Below are 18779 nucleotides of genomic sequence, written 5' to 3'. Positions count from 1 at the left end.
TGGGCACTTTTTCTGGTCAGGTGGCTTTGGTTACCGGTGCCGCTGCCGGCATTGGTCGCGCAACGCGGTATGCCCAGGCGTGATCGACACCGATATGTTCCGTCGTGCTTATGAGTCCGATCCCAAAAAAGGCGAGTTCGCCGCTGCCGTGCATCCGGTTGGCCGCTTCGGCAAGGTCGAGGAAATCGCCGTCTGGCATCCGGTGTTTGCGAGTGGCCATGAGCGGTCACCGCTTTCTTCATGTTCCTAAGAGGCTGTGCAATGAGTCAGGATCACTTGAACGCGCCGACACGGCAATTGCTGCATACCCGCAATGTGACCTGTACCGGCTATCTTCGCAGCGATGGTTTATTCGACATTGAGGCCCGGTTGCTGGACACCAAAGGAGTCGATACACAGCTTTCCTACGGAACCATTCCGGCCGGCGGTGTACTGCATCAGATGGTCATGATCATGACGGTAAATTTGCAATTGGAAATCCAGCACATCGAAGCGCGCTCCGAAGTGACACCCACTCCGCTGTGCGCAGAGATATCCGCGGCCTATGCGAAACTGAAGGGTATTCGGATCGGTCCCGGGTTGAAGAAACAAGTGGCCGAGCGGGTGGGTGGCATACAGGGCTGCACGCACCTGACCGAATTGCTTGGCCCCATGGCGACCACCGCAGTTCAGATCGTCGGGCCAATTGTGCAGAAGGAATTGCTCGAGCGTGCTGCCCGCGATCCTGGCTTCAAAATGCCTGAGCAAAAGATTATTGGCACCTGCCACGCCTTTCAACCGGGTGGGGAACCCGCGCGCCGTCTTACCGAATGGCGCCCGCATGTGCTGACAGGAAAAAATGTCGAGAGTGAATGAACAACTCGACCGGATTTGGCGATCCAGTGCATGCGCCTGCAAAGCCCCCCTTCCGTGGGGGGGGAGGTCATGCTGATCAATCTTCTAACGTGGTTGCCAGTGGGTCAGTCGAACTGTCCTTGCCCACTTTCAGCCGAATGTGAGGAGTACATCAGTGGACATCCAATTCACCCCTGCCGAAGTGGCCTTCCGCGAGGAAGTCCGGGCGTTTTTGCGTGACAGATTGCCGGTCGATATCGCAGCGCGTGGTCGCCAAGGCAAGCGTTTCAACAAAGAAGACCAGGTCACCTGGATGCGCCTGCTCAATGAGCGCGGATGGTTGGCAGCCAGTTGGCCTGTGGAGTTTGGCGGCACTGGCTGGGGAGCGGTGGAGAAACATATCTTCGACGAAGAATGCTACGCGTTCGGCGCACCGTGGATCGTGCCGTTCGGCGTCAACATGGTTGCCCCGGTGATTATCAAGTTCGGCACGCCTGAACAGCAGGCGCGCTTCTTGCCCCGAATTCTCAACGCTGAAGACTGGTGGTGTCAGGGCTATTCCGAGCCGGGCGCCGGTTCTGATCTGGCTGCTGTCAAGACGCGCGCCGTACGTGATGGCGACCACTACGTGGTCAATGGCCAGAAGACCTGGACCACTCTGGCCCATTACGCCGACTGGATCTTCTGCCTGGTGCGCACCGACCCCGAAGCGCAACAACAGCGGGGCATCAGTTTCCTGTTGATCGACATGAAATCGCCCGGCATCACCGTGCGCCCGATCATCACCCTCGATGGCGAGCACGAAGTCAACGAAGTGTTCTTCGACAACGTGCGCGTGCCGGTGGAAAACCTGGTGGGCGAGGAGAACAAGGGCTGGACCTGCGCCAAGTACCTGCTCACCCACGAGCGCACCAGTATTGCCGGGATTGGCCAGGCCAAGGAGATGCTGGGGCGGCTCAAGCGCATCGCCAGCCAGGAGCAACGCGACGGCCTGCCGCTGATCGATGACATCCAGCTGCGCATGCAGATCGTCGAGTTGGAAATCCAGCTGATGGCGATCGAAATGAGCAACCTGCGCATTGTTGCCGCTGCCCGCGACGGCGGAGTGCCCGGTACCGAGAGCTCGTTCCTGAAGATCAAGGGCAGTGAAATCCGTCAGGCCATCACCTACTTGATGAGCAAGGTTCTGGGGCCGTATGCCATGCCCTTCATTGAAGAAGAGCTGGGCTATGGCAAGCAAGCGGATCTATACCGCGACTACAGCGCCACGCCTGCCAGCCAATACCTGGATATGCGCAAGACTTCGGTTTACGGCGGTTCCAATGAAATCCAGAAGAACATCATCGCCAAGATGATTCTAGAGCTGTAAGGGGAATAGCGATCATGGACTTCAAACTTACCGAAGAGCAGCAAATGCTGCAGGACACCGCCGTTCGCCTGGTGCGTGACAATTACGCGTTCGAAGCGCGCGAGCAGTTCGCCAAGAGTGAGCTGGGCTATAGCCTTGCGTTTTGGCGTCAACTGGGCGAGCTGGGCCTGACCGCCGTGCCATTTGCCGAGGAACTCGGTGGCTTTGATGGCAGCGGCGTGGAGACGCTGCTGATCATGACCGAGCTGGGACGCGGTCTGTGCCTTGAACCCTATCTGCATTCGGTGATTTTCGCCGGTGGCCTGCTGACCCAATCAGGCAGTGACGAACAACGCAACGAATTACTGCCGGCGGTTGCCAGCGGGCAATTGCAACTGGCAGTGGCCGTGGACGAGCCGACCAGCCATTACCAGTTGCACGATGTGCGCACCCGCGCCGAAGCCGAGGATGGAGGCTGGCGTCTGAACGGGCGTAAATCGGTGGTGGTCGCGGGGCACAGTGCAGGGTTGATTATCGTGTCTGCGCGAACCTCAGGCAGCGATCGTGACGAAACCGGCATCAGCCTGTTCCTGCTCGATCCGCGCGCGCCGGGTGTCAGCCGCCGCGTCTATCCGACCATGGATGGACGCAATGCGTGCGAGCTGTATCTGGACGATGTGTTCGTCAGTGCCGCCAGTGTGCTCGGTGAGCCCGGCCAGGCCCTGGCCGCGCTGCGTTATCAGCAGGGCCGCGCGATTGCGGCGCAGTGCGCCGAAGCGGTGGGCAGCATGGAAGCGGTGTGCGACCTGACCCTCGATTACCTCAAGACCCGCCAGCAGTTCGGCCAGGCGATCGGCAAGTTCCAGGCTCTCCAGCACCGCATGGTGGACATGCGCATCGAACTGGATCAGGCGAACTCCATGGCCATCCTCGCCGCGTGCGCAGCCGACGCGCCGGACAGTGACGAACGCAGTCGCACCCTGGCCGCCGCCAAGGTATTGATCGTGCGTGCCGGCCGGTTCATTGCCGAGCAGGGTATCCAGCTGCACGGCGGCATCGGCTTGACCTGGGAATACGTGCTTTCGCACCACGCCAAGCACTTGCTGATGCTCAGCCACCAGTTCGGCAACGACGACCATCACCTCAAGACCTACAGTCGGCTGCTGCAGGTCGACTGAGAAACGACGGAATGCCCATCCGTTAGGAGATCGACCTGTGCGGATTAACCCGTGGCGAGAGAGCAAGCTCCCTCGCCACGGGCTCGTATTCCCCACGGGAAAGAAATTGAGCCGTAGCATTTCTACCCCTGACGGGCCAGCTCTTGGCGCAAACCCAGTTGCCAGGCGGCCCGGTGTTTTTTTGCGGCAACCTGAATCTCGCCTGCTTCACCTCATCGCTTATTTATCCATCCCCCCCGTTTTCCCCCTCCTGCGGGTGGGCGTGCCAACCGGTCCGACTCTTAGGATCGAACCGCTCTAAATACAAAAACTACAAGAAACATTTCGCACAATCGGAGTGCCGCATGACAAAAACAATAATGCAGGGTGGCTTTCGCCCCCAACTGCTGGCGGCTGCTGTTGCCATCGGCATGAGCACCCAGGCCAATGCCGTCAACTTCGAAATCGGGGAAATCAAGGGGCAGTTCGATACGTCAATTTCCATGGGCGCCAGTTGGGCGCTGCGCGGAGGTGATCCAGACTTCATTTCCCCTTTCAACTCGCAAGGTGCGCGCGGCAATTCGTCGTCCCGGCTATCTGACGACAACCGCCTGAACTTCAAGAAGGGCGAAACCTTTTCGAAGATATTCAAGGGCATCCATGACCTGGAGTTGAAGTACGGCGACAGCGGAATCTTCGTACGTGGCAAGTACTGGTACGACTTCGAGCTGAAGGACGAGCACCGGATGTTCTATGACATCGACGACAGTGGTCGCAATGACATGGCCAAGGCGTCCGGCGCCGAATTCCTCGATGCCTTTGTCTATCACAGCTACAACATCGGTGAATTGCCGGGCAACGTGCGCCTGGGCAAGCAGGTGGTGAGCTGGGGCGAGAGCACGTTCATCGGCAACAGCATCAACTCGATCAACCCGATCGATGTGGCCGCATTGCGTCGTCCCGGTGCCGAGGTCAAGGAAGGTCTGATCCCGGTGAACATGTTCTACATGTCGCAGAACATCACCGAGAACTTCAGCGCCGAGGCTTTCTATCAGCTGGAGTGGGAGAGCACTGTCGTTGACAACTGCGGCACCTTCTTCGGCGCCGACCCGCTGGCCAAAGGGTGCAACGACCGCCAGGTCGGCGCGGGGCTGGATCTGGCACCGGGACTGGCCAACAACACGGCCAATCCGCCTGGTTTCAACAACAATACCGACGACGCCTACACGCCGCGGGTGAAGGATAACGATGCCCGTGACAGCGGTCAGTATGGCCTGGCGTTGCGCTGGTTCGTGCCAGAGCTCCACGACACCGAGTTTGGTGCGTACGTAATGAATTACCACAGCCGTGGCCCTTATTTGAGCGCCCTGCGTTCGAGCGTGGCTTTCAATCCCGCCAACCCGGTCCCGGCGGTTCGCGCTTCGCGCTATTTCGTCGATTACCCCGAAGATATCCGTCTGTATGGCCTGAGTTTCCAGACCAACGTCAACGGCACCTCACTGGGCGGCGAAATCAGTTACCGGCCGAACATGCCACTGCAGATCAACACCATCGACATGGCGGGTGCCACGACCGGTAACCCAACGGCGCTGTTGAACCGTATCGGTTATGCCACCACGACCCTGGGCGGCGAGATCAACGGGTACAAACGCATGCCGGTGCTGCAGACGCAGATGTCCGCCACCCAGTTTTTCGAGCAGGTCATGGGGGCCAGTCGCCTGACCCTGGTGGGTGAGGTGGGTTACAACCGCATCAATGGGCTGAGCGATGCCGACGGCACCGATCTGCGCTTCGGTCGCAGCGGGATTTTCGGGGTCGGCGTCCAGCCTGGGGCCGCGAATGCCGCGTGCCTGAATACGACCAATAACCCACAACAGGAATGCAACGACAAGGGCTTCTACACCACCAGTTCCTGGGGCTATCGCGCCCGCGCTCGTCTGGACTATCCGAACGTATTCGCTGGCATCAACCTGGCGCCGAACCTGGCGTGGTCGCATGACGTCGATGGCACCGGCCCGAACTTCGAAGAAGGGCTCAAGGCCGTCAGCCTCGGCGTCGATGCCGATTACAAAAACAGCTACACCGCGAGCCTCAGTTACACCGACTTCTTCGGTGGTCATTTCAACACCAATGGTGACCGTGACTTCGTTGCGCTCAGTTTTGGCGTGAACTTCTAAACAGAAGACAGACGAGAGAAAGCAAGCATGAAAACAACAACAATGATGCATATAGGCGCACTCGCGCTGACCCTGCTGGCCGGCCAGGTGATGGCGGCAGTTTCTCAGGAAGAGGCGGCAAAACTGGGTACTACCCTGACCCCGCTCGGCGCGCAGAAGGAAGGCAATGCCGATGGCAGCATTCCGGCCTGGACAGGTGGCTTGAAGCCCGGCGCGGCGCCGGTCAGCCATCGATTCCTGGGCGATCCGTTCAGCGCTGAAAAGCCGATCCTGACGATCACACCGGCCAACGCCGAACAGTACAAGGACAAGCTCACCGCCGGCCAGTTGGCCATGTTCAAGCGTTACCCCAACACCTACAAGATTCCGGTGTACAAGACCCATCGCACAGCTGCTGCCCCGCAGGAGATCTACGACGCCACGAAAAAAAGTGCTTTGAACACCCAGCCGGTCGATGGCGGCAATGGCTTGAGTAATTTCAGTGATTCCCGCAATTTCGCGTTCCCGATCCCGAAGAACGGCGTTGAAGTACTCTGGAACCACCTGACGCGCTATCGTGGTCTCAACCAGCGACGTCAGATGGTCCAGGCCACGCCGCAGGTCGATGGTTCGTTCACCATCGTCGAGTTCGAAGATGAAATGGCGTTCCCGCAATACATGACCGGTGACGACAAGGAGAGCACCGCCAACATTTTTGCCTACTACAAGCAACGCGTGACAGCGCCGGCACGCCTGGCCGGTAACGTCGTGTTGCTGCATGAGACCATCGATCAAGTGAAGGAACCACGTCTGGCGTGGGTCTACAACGCCGGTCAGCGTCGCGTGCGACGTGCTCCGCAGATCGCCTACGATGGGCCGGGAACAGCCTCGGACGGCATGCGCACTTCGGACAACGGCGACCTGTTCAATGGTGCCCCGGATCGCTACGACTGGAAGCTGATTGGCAAGAAGGAGATGTACATTCCGTACAACAACTATCGCCTGGCTTCGCCTTCGCTGAAATACGCCGACATTCTCAAGGCCGGTCACATCAATCAGGACCTCACCCGCTACGAGCTGCACCGTGTGTGGGAAGTGGAAGGCACCCTGAAACCCGGTGAGCGTCACATCTACGCCAAGCGTCATATGTACTTCGATGAGGACACCTGGCAACTGGCCGAGGTCGACCATTACGACGGTCGTGGGCAGTTGTGGCGTGTCGCCGAAGGCATGGCCATGAACGACTATGAACAAGGCGTCGGAACCTACGCCGGCCAGGTGCTGTATGACCTGATCGCCGGACGCTACCTGGCCATGGCACTGGGTAATGAATACAAGGAAGGGATCGAATACGGCGTGAAGCCGAACCTGGCTGAATTCACTCCGGCCGCCTTGCGCAACGCGGGTATTCGCTGATTCATGCAATCCCCTGTAGGAGCGAGCTTGCTCGCTCCTACAAATTCCCCTTATTGCTCAGCCCTTTGCCGTAAGGCAGTCAGTGCCTCATAACGGGACGACACACCGAGCTTGGTGTAGATGTTCTTGAAGTTCCACTTGATGGTTTCCTGACTGAGATTCAGCGTCTGTGCAATGCGCTTGTTGGGCATCGACTGCTCAAGCAGGCTGATGATTTCCAGTTCTCGCTTGGTAAACAGCGAGTGCTCACCCGCCGCCGAATCCTTCGCCACGCGGGCCGATGCCGGGCCGGTGCTGGCGCAGTTCAGCGGCACGGCAGCCAGTCGACTGCGATAGCTGTCCAGAACCGGATCGTCCCGGCAATCCAGGTTGGCCAATAGCGCCAGCAGGGAAGGGCCTTCATCCAGCAGGGTGCGCACCAGGCCAAGTCCATAGCTTTCGCCCACGACAGCACGCAACAGTACAGCGGACTCCGACGGGCGCCCCAGGTCATTGAGCGCCACCGCGCGCAACAGGTTCGACTGGACTCGCCATTTGCCTCGACTGTAGCGGCTGGCGAATTGCTCGACGATGTCCAGCGCCAGTAGCGCCCGGTCCGGCTCTTGCCGGGCCAGGCAGATGCGCGCGCGCGACAAGGCCGCAAGGGCGCTGATTTCGTGCGCCAGCGGAGTGTCGCCGCAGTGCCGGTGAGTCAGCGCATCGAGGCCGGCTCTCTGGCTTTCACACTGTCGCCAGTCGCCATTGCCCAGCAGAATGCGGACTTGCTCGGTCAGGTTGTGGGCCAGCGCACGATCGAAACCTCTGGCGCGAAATTCCCCGGCCATTTTGGTCAGGTACGTCAGCGCACTGGCCGACGACTCCTGCAGGTAACTCATACGGGCGACGCTGATCATCGCCGAGATGCTCACCGATGGCGGGGCGAAGCGCAAAAGATCGAGGCGGTTGCTCAAGGCTTCGCGCACGTCGTCGATGCGGTCCATTTCGTAGTGCGCCTCGGCAACCGCCACGGCGCAGGTGCAGGCGCTGACCGAGCGACGACCGTGTTTGTTCTCGGCCAGAAGCAGGACATCGATGAGATGCCGCGAGGCCTCCAGCACATTCCCGCACAGCAGAATGCCATGGGCGGTGGTGGCGACGATCATCAGCGCCAGCTCGTCATGGCTGGTGCGCAGCGTTTCGCATTCGGGGCCGTTGAGGTATTGCCAGGCCTGCTGTTGCTCGCCGAGGTAGACCAGGCAGTTGATCAACAGGCAAACGCGCATTCGTTCATTGAATGGATGGCTAAAGGTTCGCTCGCGTAAACCCTGAACAAGCTGGCTGCAGCGTGCCAGGTCATCGTGTTGCAGGGCGATCGCGGCCCTGACGAGATCGATGTGGGGTCTCCAGGTGGAAGGGTCCGCCGTGCTTTTTTCGAGAACCTCTATCCAGGTTTCCGCCTTGCTGGTCAGCATCGTCAACAGGCAGCCCCAAGCGCCTTGCAGAAGTACCTTCGGGTGCTGTGTCAGCTGCTCCAAGGGAACACAATCGAGCCAGCGCATGAACTGGCCAAGATGGCTCAGGCCGTGATAGGTCGGCTGTTTGCGCTCCAGCAGGCGCACCAGTTCCTCGAGGTTTTCGCTCAGCACGGCATGGCGTGTCGCCTCGCTCACCATCCCGGCCTGTTCGAACCACTGCGCGGCGCGCAGGTGCAGCCGGGACATGTCGACGTCCGAGGCGGTCAGGCGTTGTTGCAGGAACTCGGCGAACAGCGGGTGCAACCGATACCACTGCTGTTGGCTCTCCATGTCGACAGGCAGGATGAACAGGTTGTGGGCCTCGATGCTGGCGATGAGGTCAACCGCTTGCGGCGTCTGGCTGACATGCTCCGCTACCTGCGCATTGAAACGGCGCAGGATCGAAATTTTCTCGAGGAACCCGATGACCTCTGCCGGCAATCCGTCCATCACGTCTTCAGCCAGATAGTCCCGCAGGTCGCTGTTGCCCGGTAGCAGTCGATGGATTTTCGCTTCCTTGCGCGGGTTGGCCTTGAGAGAGATGGACATCAATTGCAGGCCGATGGGCCAGCCGTCCGTATTGTCGTGGATGGCGTGCGCCAGCTCCATGTCGATGCCGTCGTCCAGATAGGCCTTGAGGAAGGCCAGGGACTCGTTGAAATCAAAGCCAAGCTCGGTAGCGCCGATCTCACAGAGCTCAGCCATTGCGCGCAGCCGGCCGAGTTTCAGATTGGCATTGACCCGGGAGGCCAGCACGATGTGAAGTTGGGTCGGGGCGCCATCCACCACCAGCTGTACCAGGCGCGAAATGCGTGGATCGGTGGCGAAATGGAAGTCATCGATCATCAAATACAGCGGTGCACTGACCCGCGCCAGCGTATTGATCATGACCGAAGCGAGGGCGAGCAGACCGTCCAGTGACTCGCGCTCGATCAACAGCAGCAGGTCATCCTCAAGGGGCACGCCGGCGTTTTGCAGGGTGCAGATGAGGTTCGCGCAGAAAGACTCCAGCGCGGCGTCTTCCTGCGCCAGAGACAACCATACAACGCTGTTGCCGTCCTTGATCAGGCTTTGTCGCCACTGCGCCATCAGCGTGGTCTTGCCGAAACCTGCGCTGCCGTTGATCAGGATCAGCCGGCAATCCCGAGCCGCCTGCAGGCGGGCCAGAAGCAACTCGCGCAGCACCGCGTGACTGCTGATGCGTGGCGGCGAGAATCGGGTGGTGATTGGCGGGGCATTCGGAGGCATGGCTAATCCAGTCTGCAACGGATTTGAAGGGCCTTGGTGAAAGGGTCCCACTGCGTTGTTATGTTTTGCAGGATTTTAGGCCGATTACCGAGCGTTTGTGCAACGACAAAATTGATCGCGGGCGAACACTGGTCGGAGCGAGGGTGGGGGGGCCACCCCTTTACCCCCCGTAGCGAGCGGGTACAGCCTGCAACGGCTTCGCAACGATGGCAGTCCGGATAGTTCGGGCGGTCGGGCAGTAGAGCAAGACGCCGAAGCAGGGCCTAATTTTTATGGAGAATGTGATGTCGCACAAACCGTATGTTGCCGGGGTTGGCATGATCCCGTTCCTGAAGCCCGGTGCCAGTGGGTCCTATATCCAGATGGGCGCTGAAGCGACTCGCCAGGCATTGAAAGATGCAGGCCTGGACTACCATCTGGTTCAGCAGGCTTATGTCGGATATGTCTATGGCGACTCGACCTGCGGTCAATCGGCGCTCTACGAAGTGGGCATGAGTGGCGTGCCGGTGGTGAACGTCAACAACAACTGTTCCACCGGTTCCACGGCCCTGTACCTGGCGCGTCAGGCAGTGGAAAGCGGGGCGGTTGAATGTGCTCTGGCCCTGGGTTTCGAGCAGATGCAGCCGGGTGCCCTGGGGGCGGTGTTTACCGATCGCCCGGCGTGCATGGGCAAGCATCTGCACGTGTCGGACGAACTGACCGCCGATGCCGGCGCGATCGGCGTGCCGATGACCCTTCGCCAGTTCGGCGGTGCCGGTCGTGAACACATGCAACGCTACGGCACCGAGCTCAGTACCTTCGCCGCGATCCGCGCCAAGGCCAGTCGTCATGCAGCCAACAACCCACTGGCACTGTTCCGCAAAATCATCACCACCGAGGACGTGATGAACGATCAGGTGCTCTGGCCTGACGTGATGACGCGTCTGATGGCGTGCCCGCCGACCTGTGGCGCGGCTGCCGCGATCATTTGCAGCGAAGCGTTTGCCAAAAAGCACGGTTTGCGCACCGATGTGGTGATCCTGGCGCAGTCGATGACCACCGACCGCGGGATTTCCTTCGAACCGGCGTCGATGATCCAGGCGGTCGGTTTCGACATGACCCAGCGCGCCGCCAGCGAGGTCTACGAGAAGGCCGGCGTCGGTCCGCAGGACATCCTGGTCGCCGAGATGCATGATTGCTTCGCCCAGAATGAATTGCTGACCTATGAGTCGTTGGGCTTTTGCCCGGTAGGCGGCGCCGAGAAGTTCGTGCTCGATGGCGACAACACCTACGGCGGGCGCGTAGTGACCAACCCGTCCGGTGGCCTGCTTTCCAAGGGTCACCCGCTGGGCGCCACGGGGCTTGCCCAGTGCTATGAACTGACCCATCAGTTGCGCGGCACCGCCGACAAACGCCAGGTCGAAGGGGTGAATCTTGCCCTGCAGCACAACCTTGGGCTGGGCGGGGCCTGCGTCGTTACGCTGTACGGGCGCGCCTGATGTCACGTGCGTGCGCGCCATGGCGCGCACGCGCGTTGCGATTGTGAATCAGCCTTACGTTCACCCTGTATTAGACTTGTACTTGATCAAGATTGTCTGCGGAATTCAGTCGATGCCCAATCCACCCTCAGGCTCCAAGCTCCATCTGCCTGCCGACCGGGTGCTTCAGCTAATCCCTGACACCAAGGTCATTCCCCCTCGCGGTGCGCGCCAACTGATGCCACGCGCGGCACTGATGAGCCGCCTGATGGAGGCGCGTCGGCAGCGCTGCGTGGCAATCCAGGGTCCGGCAGGGAGCGGCAAGACCAGCACCTTGCTGGCCTGGCGCCGCGAACTGATAGCGATCGACTTCGACGTCGCCTGGTTATCGCTGACCGGTGAGGACAACGACCCGGCGCGGTTGACCAATTGCCTGCTGGCCAGCGTTGCCGAAGTCGATGCCGCACTGGCCCGCGAAGCGACCCTGCTGTTCGGCGAGGGTGCCGGCGAGTTGGCGCTCGAACACTGGATCATCGTCCTGCTCCAGGCGATTGCCGGTCACGCCAACGACCTGGTGTTGATGATCGATGACGTGCATCACCTCAACGACCCTGACATCTTCAAACTGCTGGGCTGGCTGCTCGACTATGCGCCGCCGAACCTGCACCTGGTGCTCGGCACGCGCAGCGCTTTACCTGCCACGCTTCCGCTGGCCCGTCTGCGCACTCAGGGCCAGTTGACCGAGTATGACTTGCAGGACTTGCGCTTTACCGTTGAAGAATCGGGGCGCTACCTGCGGCAGTTCGGCGAAATCAGCCATCACGATGCCGAGCTCTTGCACGACTTGACCGACGGCTGGGTGGCTGGCCTGCAATTGTTCGCGATTGACTTGAAATCCAAACATGGCGCCGGCTTCAGTCGTATGCAGGTACGTGGTGCCGGCGCTTTCGCGCAGTATTTTGAACAGGAAGTGCTGGTCCATTTGCCCCTCGCGGATCTGCAGTTGTTGACTCACTCTTCGATCTGCAGCCGATTCACCGCCCCGCTATGTGCCAGGCTTGTCGGCAAGCCGCATGCGATTGCCGGGATGATGAGCCAGTTGACCCGACTGGACAGCGACAATCTGTTCATCACGCAGATCAAGAGCCACGACAAAGAAACCTGGTACCGACTGCATCCGTTATTGCGCGAGGTTCTGCGTGATCACCTCAGTCGTCAGCCAGAAGAGGAGCAGAAAAAACTCCATGCGCTGGCTCGGGACTGGCTGTTTGAGCAAGGTCATATCGACGAGGCGGTGCGTCACGCGGTCCTGGCCGGCGACTTTCAGATCGCCGCCGAGATTGTCGAAGCCTGTGCGCACGAGCTGATGGCGCGTGGCTCCCTGAGTCAGTTGCCCAACCTGCTGCGCAAGTTGCCCCAAGAGCAGATGCGTGAGCGCTACAGTCTGCAATTGGTGATGGCCCAGTTGCAGCTCCATGCGCATAACTTCACCGAAGGGCAACAGATACTCGACCATCTGGAGGCGCAACAGTATCGGCTCAACACCCAGCAACGTCAGGGGCTGCTGGTCACCCGTGGCACCCTGGCCATGCAACGCGACCTGACGGAGGTGGCGTGGTCACTCGCTCCTGAACTGGAGGCGATACCTGACGATGCCGATGACCTGATTCTGACCGGTCGTGCCTCCATTCTGGCGTGGCTGTATCTGTTCAGTGGCGATCACGAGCGAGTGCGCGAGATCATCCAGCACAGCGACCGCCCGAATACTTCACCGCGCCGGACCCTGATCGGCCGTTGTATCTATGGCGTGAGCCTGGTCCACGAGGGCCGCATCAGCGAAGCGGAAAATATCTTTCGCAATACCCTGGATGAGGCAAAACCGCACGGCAGCAGTGCGGCGGTCGCCGGCCATGCTGCCGCGGCGTTCCTGGCCAGCCTGTTGTACGAACAGAGCAATCTGGCCGAAGTCTGCCAATTGCTCGAACCTCGCCTCGACGCCCTGGAGCGGATTTCCCTGCCCAACATCGTTCTGCACAGTCTGCTGGCGCTGAGTCGGGCTTACTGGCTCAAAGGTGAGCAAATCCAGGCGCTGGCCTATCTGGACCGCCTGCAAGAATACGCACAGCGCTATGACCTGGGCCGACTGCTTGCCTGGGCGCTGTATGTGCGCATACGTTGGCACCTGGAAAAATACCAGACCTCGCAGGCCGAGGTCCTTCTCGCAGAGCTTCAGGCGCTCGCTGACAAGCATGCCGGCATCCTGCGCGGCACCCCGTTGATCATCCATTTGCTGGCCATGCGGGCGGCGGTCGAGATGAGTTTGTATCAGCGTGAGTTCGGCCAGGCAATCCAGCAAATTGCACCACTGATCACTCTCTGCGAATCGGCCAGGCACTGGCAGTTAGCCGCGATTGTGCGACTGCAACTGTCTATGGCCGAAAAAGGTCGAGGGCACGACGAGCAAGCGCTTGAGCAACTGATGGAAGTCTTGCGAGAGGGACACAGGCTGGGCTTGGTACGCAGCCTGCTCGACGTTGCACCGCAACTGCCTCGAATGCTCAACGACCTGCTGCAAGACAACGCGCTTGACCCGGTGCTCGCCTTCTACGCGCAGCGGCTGATCGCTGCCGCCAGGCCAACAGAGAACGCCGAACGCAAGGTGACTTCGCCGATGGCAAGCCTGAGCGAGCGAGAGACCGAGGTGTTGCAGTTGATGGCGCAAGCCATGACCAACAAGAAGATCGCCCGCACCCTCGGCGTGTCACCGGAAACGGTGAAATGGCACATCAAGAATCTGTTCGCCAAGCTCAATGTGGCCGGCAGGGTAGAAGCGATTGCCAAATGGCGTGATTTGAACATCGACTAATTAAAAACCACCGCCATCCTTGTAGGAGCCGAGCTTGCTCGCGATGGCGGCATCATATTCAACATTGATGTTGACTGGCCTACCGCTATCGCGAGCAAGCTCGGCTCCTACAGGGTTACGTCTGTGTTTCTGTTTCAGGTCAATTGACGTTACTCAGGCGGTCTTCCCAAAACGGTTTGCGCAGTTCGTTCTTCAGCACCTTGCCGACGCTGGACATCGGCAAGGAAGTGCGAAACTCGATGCTGCGGGGCACCTTGTAGCCGGCAATCATTGCCCGACAATGGGCGACCACTTCATCTTCGGCGACGCTGGCGCCAGGCTTGAGGATGATCACCGCATGCACGGTCTCCCCCCATTTAACGCAGGGAATGCCAATCACAGCCGCTTGGGCAACAGCCGGATGGCTGACAATGGCGTTCTCGACTTCGGCGGTGAAGATGTTCTCCCCACCGCTGACGATCATGTCCTTGAGACGGTCGCAGATGTAGATGAAGCCATCGTCGTCCATGTAGCCGCCGTCACCGGTATGCATCCAGCCGCCACGTAGCGCCTCGGCGGTGGCTTCCGGTTTGTTCCAGTAACCGAGCATGACGTTGGGGCCACGCACCAGGATTTCGCCGATCGTGCCACGGGGCACCTCGCGATCCTCGGTATCGGCGATGCGGATTTCCACGCAGCTGATGGGCAGCCCGGCTGAGTACATCTTGCCGCTGCGCTGATGTTCTTCGCAGTGGTACTCGGCGCCCAGCATGGTGATGCCGGGGGCCATTTCGGTCATGCCATAGCCTTGGGCGAATTGGGCCGAAGGGAAGGTCTGACGGGCACGTTGCAGCAGGACGGGGGTAATCGGCGAGGCGCCGTAGGTAATTTCCCGAAGCGAGCTCAGGTCCAGTGCCGTAAGGGGCGGATTTGCCTGGTGCCAGTCGAGGATCATCTGCAGCATGGTGGGCGCTAGAAAGGTGTCGGTGACTTGCTCCCGGCTGATCTGCTCGATGACCTCTTGCGCTTTGAAGGCGGGCAGCACGATATGCATGCCACCGCTGAGGAATAGCACGACCATCGCGGCCAGGTCGGCCAGATGGAACATCGGCATGGCATGCAGGTAGCGCGTCTGTGCGCCATAGCCCACACGATCCTGGTTGGCGAGGGCGGAGATTCCGATGTTGTTATGGCTGAGCATCACGCCCTTGGGGAAACCGGTGGTGCCGCCGGTGTAGAAAATGCCCAGCAGGGAGTCGCCGCAACGGTGTGCGTCTTCAACCGGTTCATTCTCGGCGATCAGGGTTTCGTAGTTGAGCATGCCCTCGGGCGTTTCGCCGTCACCGGCATAGATCACCAACCGGATGCTCTTGGCAGCAACGGCCACTTGGGTGCCCAGTTTCTGAAAGGCGTCATCGACGATCAGCACGCAAGTCTGCGAGTCATCCAGTGAGTAGATGATCTCAGCCGCGCTCCAGCGGATGTTCACCGGATTGAGCACGGCATCGGCCCACGGCACTGCCTGGTAATACTCGATGTAGCGTTGAGAGTTGAGCGAGAGCATCGCGACGCGCTCGCCACTGGTCACGCCCAGACGCTTGAGCGCGCCAGCCAGCCGGGCAACGCGATCACCCAACTGGGCGAAGGTCACACTGCGGCCCTGATAACGGATTGCCGTGGCATTGGGGCGCTGCTGCCGGTGGCGCTGCAGCCCTTGGGTCATGTACATCGAAACCTCCAATCTTGTTTTTGTAGGGAGTCCACTTGCGAGGTGTCAGGCCGTGGTCTCATTGTCCGGGCATTCTTCCCACTGTGGGAGGGAAGAATGCCCGCAGAGACGAACGGCGGCTTACAGGCTGCCGTAGCCGCCGCCGCAGACCAGGGCCTGACCGGTGACGTAGTTGGCTTCCGGCAGGCACAGCATCACCACCGAACCGGCCGCTTCTTCGGCTGTGCCAGGGCGTCCCAAGGGAATCGCAGAACTGGCGGTATCGATGCGTTCCTGTTGAACGCCGACCTTGATTTCACGACCTTCAATGTTGATGGTCTTGCTCTCGTCGCCGGCCAGCGCCTGGGTCAGTCGGGTATCAATGAAACCGAACGCCACGGCGTTGACGTTGACTTTCAGACGGCCCCACTCCTTGGCCAGGGTCTTGGTCATGCCGATGATTCCGGCCTTGGCGGCGGAGTAGTTGGATTGTCCGGCGTTACCGCCAGCAGCGACCGAGGAAATGTTGACGATCTTGCGCAATACTTCGCGGCCTTCGGCGGCGTCTTTCTTGGCCTGGGCGCTGATGATCGGCTGGGCCGCCCGCAGGATGCGGAACGGTGCGGTCAGGTGGCAGTCGATGATCGCGTACCACTGTTCGTCGGTCATTTTCTGGATGACGTTGTCCCAGGTGTAGCCGGCGTTGTTGATGATGATGTCGATGCCGCCATAGCTCTGGACTGCGGTCTGCACGAAACGCTCAGCAAAATCGGCGGCGGTTACGCTGCCGACGCAAGCGACAGCTTCGCCACCGGCCTGGCGAATTTCAGCCACGACTTCTTCGGCCGGTGCCGAGTCCAGATCGTTGACCACGACTTTGGCGCCGTAAGCTGCCAGTTGCAGTGCGACGCTACGACCGATACCACGACCGGAACCGGTGACCAGGGCGACTTTGCCTTCAAGCTTTTTCATTGAAATTGTTCCTTGGGCTTTTGGTTGAAATATCAGGCGAGGGCTACAACGGCTTCGCCGGCCAGCTTCTCTTCGCCGTACTGGTTGGCGCAGCGAAGCGCCAGGCGCACGCGCTGCTCGCCGGCATCGATGAACTTCTCGATGACCTTGCCGGTACAGGTCGGGATGTGGCCGAGCTGAGTGATGCCGGTGAAACGAACCGACAGGCTGCGCACCTGGCTTTGCGGCACCCAGGTGGTCAGCAGGCGACCGAAATACGCCGCGGACAACATGCCGTGGGCGAACACATCGTCCATCCCCGACTTGCGGGCGAAGTCGAGGTCGACATGGATCGGGTTGTGATCACCCGAAGCGCCGCAGTACAAGGCGAGGGTGGTGCGGTTGACCGGCTGCAGCTTGAGCAGCGGGATCTCGTCACCGACCTGGATATCGGAAAATTGAATGCTCATGACGATTCCTTAGCGCTGCACAAGGGAGGAGCGGATATCGGCGATGTGCTCACCATTCTGATTGGTCACTCGTGCCTCCATGACCACGAATTGCAGGGCGCCACCCTTCTTTTCGTAGAGGTCGGAGATGAAGCCGTCGAACGTCAGCACATCACCGGCATAGGCCATCTTGTGGTAGACGAAGGACTGCTCGGCGTGAAGAACCCGGCCCAGGTCAAAGCCAACCAGATTGAGCAGTTCCACCACGTCGCGGCCTTCGCTTTCCAGGCACTTGAGGAAGGTCGGAGGGACCGGCAAGGATTTGTGGCCGGCCGCCTTTGCGGCGGCTTCGTCGATGTAGACCGGATCGGTTTCGCCGATGGCCTTGGCGAAGAAGCGCAGGCGACCCTTTTCAACGTCGACGCTGTACACGCCGGTTTTGTGCCCGATCAGATTTTTGTCTGCCATGTTCACTTGGCTCCTATGTCAAAACGCGCCTGAACAGGGCGATCAGTTTTTACCAAACAGCGTGACGACGCAGGCGCCACCCAGGCCCAGGTTGTGTTGCAGGGCAATCTCCACACCTTCCACCTGGCGCTTGTTGGCGGTGCCACGCAGTTGGTGGGTCAGCTCATAGCACTGGGCAAGGCCGGTCGCGCCCAGCGGGTGGCCCTTGGAGAGCAGGCCGCCGGACGGGTTGGTCACAACCTGGCCGCCGTAGGTGTTGTCGCCATCGAGGATGAAACGTTCGGCCTCGCCGATCGGGCATAACCCCAGGGCTTCATAGGTCAGCAGTTCGTTGTGGGCGAAGCAGTCGTGCAGCTCGACCACGCGGATATCTTCCGGGCCAATGCCGGCTTGTTCGTAGACTTGGCTGGCGGCAGCCTGGGCCATGTGAAAACCGGCAAAGCTGATCATCGACGGCGGATCGAAGGACTCGACTACGTCGGTGGTCATCGACTGGGCGAGGATCGCCACGTCGGTGCGCAGGCCGTGTTTTTTGGCAAAGGCTTCGCTGCAGACAATCGCAGCGGCGCCACCGCAGGTCGGCGGGCATGCCATCAGGCGAGTCATGACGCCGGGCCAGATGACCTTGTCGTTCATCACTTCTTCGGTGGTGACCACGTTCTTGAACAGCGCCAGCGGGTTGTTGGCGGCGTGGCGACTGGCCTTGGCGCGGATCGCGGCGAAGGCCTCCATCGAGGTGCCGTAGCGTTGCATGTGCTCGCGACCGGCACCGCCGAAACCACGCAAGGCTTGAGGAATGTCCGCCGCATCGGCGGTGAGCGATTCGAGTACGTGCAGGAAGCGTGCGCGGGGGCGAGGACGGTCATCCCAATGCGATCTCAGTGCGCCGGCCTGCATCTGCTCGAAGCCCAGTGCCAGGGCGCAATCGACCTGACCGCTCGCCACGGCGGCACGGGCCAGATACAGCGCAGTAGAACCGGTGGAGCAGTTGTTGTTGACGTTGACCACCGGAATACCGGTCAGGCCCACTTCGTACAGGGCGGTCTGGCCACTGGTGGAGTCGCCGAACACGTAGCCGGTGAAGGCCATCTGGATCTTGTCGTAGCCAATCCCGGCGTCCTTCAACGCAAGGCGCAAGGCTTCTGCACCCATTTCGGTGTAGGTCGGGCTCGCGCCCGGCTTGCTGAACGGAATCATGCCGACGCCGGCAACGATAACTTTGTCGCTCATGTCTTTGCTCTCGGTAGAA

At 60.3% G+C, this 18779-nt stretch carries 13 protein-coding genes and 1 pseudogene; 8 read left to right on the top strand and 6 right to left on the bottom strand.

Features of this window, described 5'->3' with window-relative positions:
• Positions 1–61: 61 nt before the first annotated feature.
• The 6 genes and pseudogenes from ACM110_RS04330 to ACM110_RS04305 form a co-directional block, all read left to right on the top strand.
• Positions 62–190, top strand: a pseudogene (locus tag ACM110_RS04330) (short chain dehydrogenase); the annotation flags it as partial.
• A 71-nt stretch (positions 191–261) separates the two neighbouring features.
• The gene (locus ACM110_RS04325) at positions 262–855 is read left to right on the top strand and encodes a DUF2889 domain-containing protein (RefSeq protein ID WP_416126723.1); all 594 of its coding nucleotides are present in this window, start codon (positions 262–264) and stop codon (positions 853–855) included.
• Between the two features lie 154 nt (positions 856–1009).
• On the top strand, positions 1010–2203 hold the full coding sequence (locus ACM110_RS04320; protein ID WP_416126722.1) for an acyl-CoA dehydrogenase family protein: 1194 nt from the start codon (positions 1010–1012) through the stop codon (positions 2201–2203).
• Between the two features lie 14 nt (positions 2204–2217).
• On the top strand, positions 2218–3360 hold the full coding sequence (locus tag ACM110_RS04315) for an acyl-CoA dehydrogenase family protein (protein WP_416126721.1): 1143 nt from the start codon (positions 2218–2220) through the stop codon (positions 3358–3360).
• A gap of 344 nt (positions 3361–3704) precedes the next feature.
• Positions 3705–5516 (top strand): DUF1302 domain-containing protein, encoded by a 1812-nt coding sequence (locus ACM110_RS04310; protein WP_416126720.1) that lies wholly within the window; start codon positions 3705–3707, stop codon positions 5514–5516.
• A 27-nt stretch (positions 5517–5543) separates the two neighbouring features.
• Complete coding sequence (locus ACM110_RS04305) at positions 5544–6911, top strand: DUF1329 domain-containing protein (protein WP_416126719.1); 1368 nt, start codon at positions 5544–5546, stop codon at positions 6909–6911.
• Positions 6912–6961: 50 nt separating this feature from the next.
• Here the strand turns inward: ACM110_RS04305 and ACM110_RS04300 are convergent, their stop codons facing one another.
• Entirely contained in the window at positions 6962–9652 is a 2691-nt protein-coding gene (locus tag ACM110_RS04300) for a LuxR C-terminal-related transcriptional regulator (protein WP_416126718.1), read from the bottom strand.
• Between the two features lie 284 nt (positions 9653–9936).
• Here ACM110_RS04300 and ACM110_RS04295 point away from each other — a divergent pair, with 284 nt between their 5' ends.
• Entirely contained in the window at positions 9937–11130 is a 1194-nt protein-coding gene (locus ACM110_RS04295) for a lipid-transfer protein (RefSeq protein WP_416126717.1), read from the top strand.
• 112 nt (positions 11131–11242) lie between these two features.
• A complete protein-coding gene (locus ACM110_RS04290) occupies positions 11243–13975 on the top strand; it encodes a LuxR C-terminal-related transcriptional regulator (protein ID WP_416126716.1) in 2733 nt (910 codons plus the stop codon).
• 139 nt (positions 13976–14114) lie between these two features.
• On the opposite strand, the gene ACM110_RS04285 is transcribed toward ACM110_RS04290, so the two are convergent.
• The 5 genes from ACM110_RS04285 to ACM110_RS04265 all read right to left on the bottom strand — a co-directional run bounded on the left by ACM110_RS04285 (position 14115) and on the right by ACM110_RS04265 (position 18760).
• Entirely contained in the window at positions 14115–15683 is a 1569-nt protein-coding gene (locus ACM110_RS04285; RefSeq protein WP_416126715.1) for a long-chain-fatty-acid--CoA ligase, read from the bottom strand.
• A gap of 120 nt (positions 15684–15803) precedes the next feature.
• Positions 15804–16634 carry an SDR family NAD(P)-dependent oxidoreductase gene (locus ACM110_RS04280; RefSeq protein WP_416126714.1) on the bottom strand — a complete coding sequence of 277 codons (831 nt, stop codon included), beginning with the start codon at positions 16632–16634 and terminating at the stop codon, positions 15804–15806.
• Positions 16635–16666: 32 nt separating this feature from the next.
• On the bottom strand, positions 16667–17083 hold the full coding sequence (locus tag ACM110_RS04275) for a MaoC family dehydratase (RefSeq protein WP_416126713.1): 417 nt from the start codon (positions 17081–17083) through the stop codon (positions 16667–16669).
• Positions 17084–17092: 9 nt separating this feature from the next.
• Positions 17093–17530: a MaoC family dehydratase N-terminal domain-containing protein gene (locus ACM110_RS04270; RefSeq protein WP_416126712.1), complete on the bottom strand. Its 438-nt coding sequence runs from the start codon at positions 17528–17530 to the stop codon at positions 17093–17095.
• Positions 17531–17572: 42 nt separating this feature from the next.
• Positions 17573–18760, bottom strand: a complete 1188-nt coding sequence (locus ACM110_RS04265) for a lipid-transfer protein (protein WP_416126711.1) — start codon at positions 18758–18760, stop codon at positions 17573–17575.
• Between the last annotated feature and the right edge of the window lie 19 nt (positions 18761–18779).

Origin of the sequence: Pseudomonas sp. NFX98, assembly GCF_047784845.1 — a bacterium.
Lineage (GTDB): Bacteria > Pseudomonadota > Gammaproteobacteria > Pseudomonadales > Pseudomonadaceae > Aquipseudomonas.
This window is presented reverse-complemented; position numbering and strand designations above follow the sequence as displayed.